The organism is Phocaeicola sp., assembly GCF_048170425.1.
Lineage (GTDB): Bacteria > Bacteroidota > Bacteroidia > Bacteroidales > Bacteroidaceae > Phocaeicola.
In genome coordinates, this window is the sequence record NZ_DBEXBB010000150.1 from 1 (window position 1) to 3,361 (window position 3,361).

Consider the following 3,361-nt stretch of genomic DNA (forward strand, 5'->3'; position numbering starts at 1 on the left):
TCCGGAACGTCATGTCCAACAGATAGGACTATATGAAAAAACACAGAAAAAGGGCAATAATAATGGCATATAAAGTGATTATACTCTATCGACTTTATATGCCATCTTACTTTTAGGGACATTTACTGAATATCCCTATAAAAAACGGCCCGGAGTCCTTCTTTCTCAAGAACAGATTCCGGGCCGGAGTTTTATCGACAAATCGCGTGCTTTATTTCTTTACAATCTTCACCAGTAACGTCTTGCTGTCCAAGTTTCCTTTGGTATCGTATGCTTCCGATTTCACCAGTCCCACTCCTTTGGCATACCATTCGGTCACACGCAGCGTAGTGGTTTTCAGCACTATTTTTGTACGCTGAAGGTAAGAAATCTTCACACAATCAAATTTTCCGGCTGTAGTACTGATGGTTTCATTTCCCATATAAGCAGCACCAGATACATTCTCTTCATTTTTCAGCATATTGCGGACTACCTGATAAGAACGGTCGGGAATACTTTCCCCGCCTTTGGCCCCGTCTTTAATAGTAAATGAATTGTCTCCTTTAAATTTGAGTTTCTCCAGCAATCCCAGACGGGCAGCCTCATTATATTTATCGGGGTCAGAATCAGAGTCTACATACGGGCCATACATCAAATCTTCCGTACAAACCGTATTGGCTCCATCATAACTCCAGTTGAACAAAGTATAGCTGGTATTGTTCTTTGCCTTTGTAGTGACAATCTTATCATAGTAGGCAGCCTGAAGCTTTCCCTCCACCTTCTCCACCTTACTCACTGTCATTGTTTCGTCGGATGTGCTCTGACCGATTTCATCGTAATTCACATAGTGCAGTTCCGTACCTTCTGTCGTGCAGAAATATTGTGCCTGCATGGAATGGCAAACCCAAACGGCTGCCACCAAAAACATTAGCCTCTTCATAGTTTCATCTTTTAAAGTAAAATACGGTGCAAACATACAAATTTCTTTCTTTTTTCTGTCTATCTTTGTTGCAGAAAAAACATTAAATCAGCTTATCATGGGATTATTATCATCTTTATTCGGAAAAAGTAAATCCGATGCAAACGAACAAGAGAAACAAGACAAGAAAAATTTCGACATCCTGAAATATGACGGTATCCGTGCCCGTAACATAGGCAGACTACCCTATGCCATCAAATGTTTTGAGGAAGCAGTGGCACTTCAAGAAGAAGCGGAAACGCTGACTTTACTGGCCAGTGCATACCTCCAGGCCAACCGTACGGAGGACGCGCGCATTACCCTTGACCGGCTGATTGCCAAAGATGAAACGAACGTACAGGCCCTGCTGTCCTTAGCCAGCGTATGCTATATACAAGAAGACTATGAGGGTATGGAGAAAGCCTCTCAGAAAGCCATCGCCCTGGATGAGAAGAATGCCCAGGCTTACTACCTGGCCGCCCGTGCGGCACGCGGCTTGAGAAATGACTTGCAAGCCATTGTCATGCTGACCAAAGCCATCGTACAAAACGAGAGTTTCACAGAAGCCTATCTTCTGCGTGCCGAAGTGCTGTGGGAAATGCGTCAGGCAAAAGATGCACTCAACGACCTGAATCAGGTGCTGGAATTAAACCCGGAAGAAGAGGAAGCGCTTCTCCTGAAAGCTACCATCCACATCGGTACGGGAGAAAGTCAGGAAGGAGAAGCATGCGTGGAACAGGTTATAGCTTTGAACCCGTTTAACGTGAAAGCGTATTTGCTGAAAGGGGACTTACTGATTGAAGAAAAACAACTGGAAAAGGCGCTCGAGAATTATCAGGAAGCAATTGAACTGATTCCGCAGGAAGCGCAGCTGTATCAGGAAAGAGGACGTGTGCACCTGCTGATGGGTGACAAGGCCGGTGCGGCAGAAGACATGAAAAAGGCCATCGAACTAGCTCCTGAAAAGGAAAACCTGATTTCCGGTAATTTCAATAACTTTGAAAAGAGTAATCTGCAAACCGGAATCTACTAAACGATACCGTTCAAAAAGAGCGGGTGCGGAACATTCTTTGACTTGAAATTCCACACCCGCTCTTTTTATAATAATAGATGTATTAAAGTGCTTCGTAAGCCGCTTTCAACTGCTGCAGGGCTTTTTCAAGTATCACACGCGGACAACCTACGTTCATCCGCATAAAGCCTGCCCCTTCCTTACCGAATACCTCTCCATCGTTCAGAGCCAATCCGGCCTTGTCTACAAAGAAAGCATTCAACGCATCATGAGAAAGTCTCAATTCACGGCAATCCAGCCAAATCAGATAAGAAGCCTGCGGACGCATCACCTTAATCTTGGGAGTATGTGCTTTCGTATAGGCATCTGCATAATCAATGTTTTCCTGAATATAGGCCAGACACTGTTTCAGCCACTCCTCCCCTTCAGTATAAGCGGCAATCACGGCAGGCCACGCAAATACATGTCCGGCATTCAGTTCTCCGGCATCCAGGTAAGTCATAAAACGTGAACGAAGTCCTTCATTATAAATAATAGTATGCGAAGCAGCCACTCCCGGCATATTGAAAGTCTTGCTGGGTGCCATGAAAGTCACGGAGTTGTTGCGTGCTTTTTCAGACACCATAGCAAAAGGCAGATGCTGATAAGGAGGCAAGGTCAAATCGGCATGAATTTCATCTGAGAAAACAATCACATTGTCATCGGCACAAATCTCAGCCAATTCATGCAATTCTTCTTTTTTCCACACCACACCTCCCGGATTGTGAGGATTACACAGAATCAATATCCGTACTCCCTTTATGGAACGTCGAATCAAATCCAAATCCATGCGATAATGTCCGTCCACTTCCTTCAGCGGGCATTCCACCAGGCGGCGATTGTTGCGTGTCACCAGCCAGGCAAAAGGATGGTATACTGGAGGCATAATCATAATTTTGTCACCCGGCTTCGTGAAACAGTTGATGGCCATTCCTAAACCAGGTACAATACCAGGTACAAAGTTAATTTCCTCCCTTTTTACTGACATGCCATAGCGTTTCTTTACCCATCCTATAATAGACTGAAAATAAGCATCAGAACGAAAGGTATATCCTAACACCGGATGTTCACAACGCTTGCGAATGGCTTCTAAAATAAACGGAGGTGTGGCAAAATCCATATCGGCCACCCACATCGGAATCAAATCCGAACGTCCCCATACGTTTACCATACCGTCTACTTTCTCGCTGCATGTACCGCGACGGTCAATTACTTCATCAAAATTATAGTTCATGTTCTTATTCGTTTTGGCTGTTTTACAAATGAAATATCTCTGTACAACAAAGGTAAGAAAATACATTCATATCCGCCATTCTGAGGCTATTTTTTAAAAATAAGAAGAAAAAGTTTGTTGGAACATTTGTTTTTTAAAG

The 3,361-nt window shown here is 43.9% G+C and carries 3 protein-coding genes; 1 reads left to right on the plus strand and 2 read right to left on the minus strand.

What is annotated here, in order from left to right; translation table 11 throughout:
- Positions 1–211 precede the first annotated feature (211 nt).
- On the minus strand, positions 212–919 hold the full coding sequence (locus ACMJ0U_RS05735; RefSeq protein ID WP_417128769.1) for a hypothetical protein: 708 nt from the start codon (positions 917–919) through the stop codon (positions 212–214).
- A 97-nt stretch (positions 920–1,016) separates the two neighbouring features.
- On the opposite strand from ACMJ0U_RS05735, the gene ACMJ0U_RS05740 reads away from it, so the two are divergent.
- On the plus strand, positions 1,017–1,970 hold the full coding sequence (locus tag ACMJ0U_RS05740; protein WP_417128770.1) for a tetratricopeptide repeat protein: 954 nt from the start codon (positions 1,017–1,019) through the stop codon (positions 1,968–1,970).
- A gap of 82 nt (positions 1,971–2,052) precedes the next feature.
- Here ACMJ0U_RS05740 and ACMJ0U_RS05745 read toward each other — a convergent pair whose 3' ends face one another.
- A complete protein-coding gene (locus ACMJ0U_RS05745) occupies positions 2,053–3,222 on the minus strand; it encodes a MalY/PatB family protein (RefSeq protein WP_417128771.1) in 1,170 nt (389 codons plus the stop codon).
- Between the last annotated feature and the right edge of the window lie 139 nt (positions 3,223–3,361).

Coding starts and splice junctions, on each gene's coding strand:
- ACMJ0U_RS05735 (WP_417128769.1), bottom strand. CDS start 919: ATGAAGAGGCTAATGTTTTTGGTGGCAGCCGTTTGGGTTTGCCATTCC.
- ACMJ0U_RS05740 (WP_417128770.1), top strand. CDS start 1,017: ATGGGATTATTATCATCTTTATTCGGAAAAAGTAAATCCGATGCAAAC.
- ACMJ0U_RS05745 (WP_417128771.1), bottom strand. CDS start 3,222: ATGAACTATAATTTTGATGAAGTAATTGACCGTCGCGGTACATGCAGC.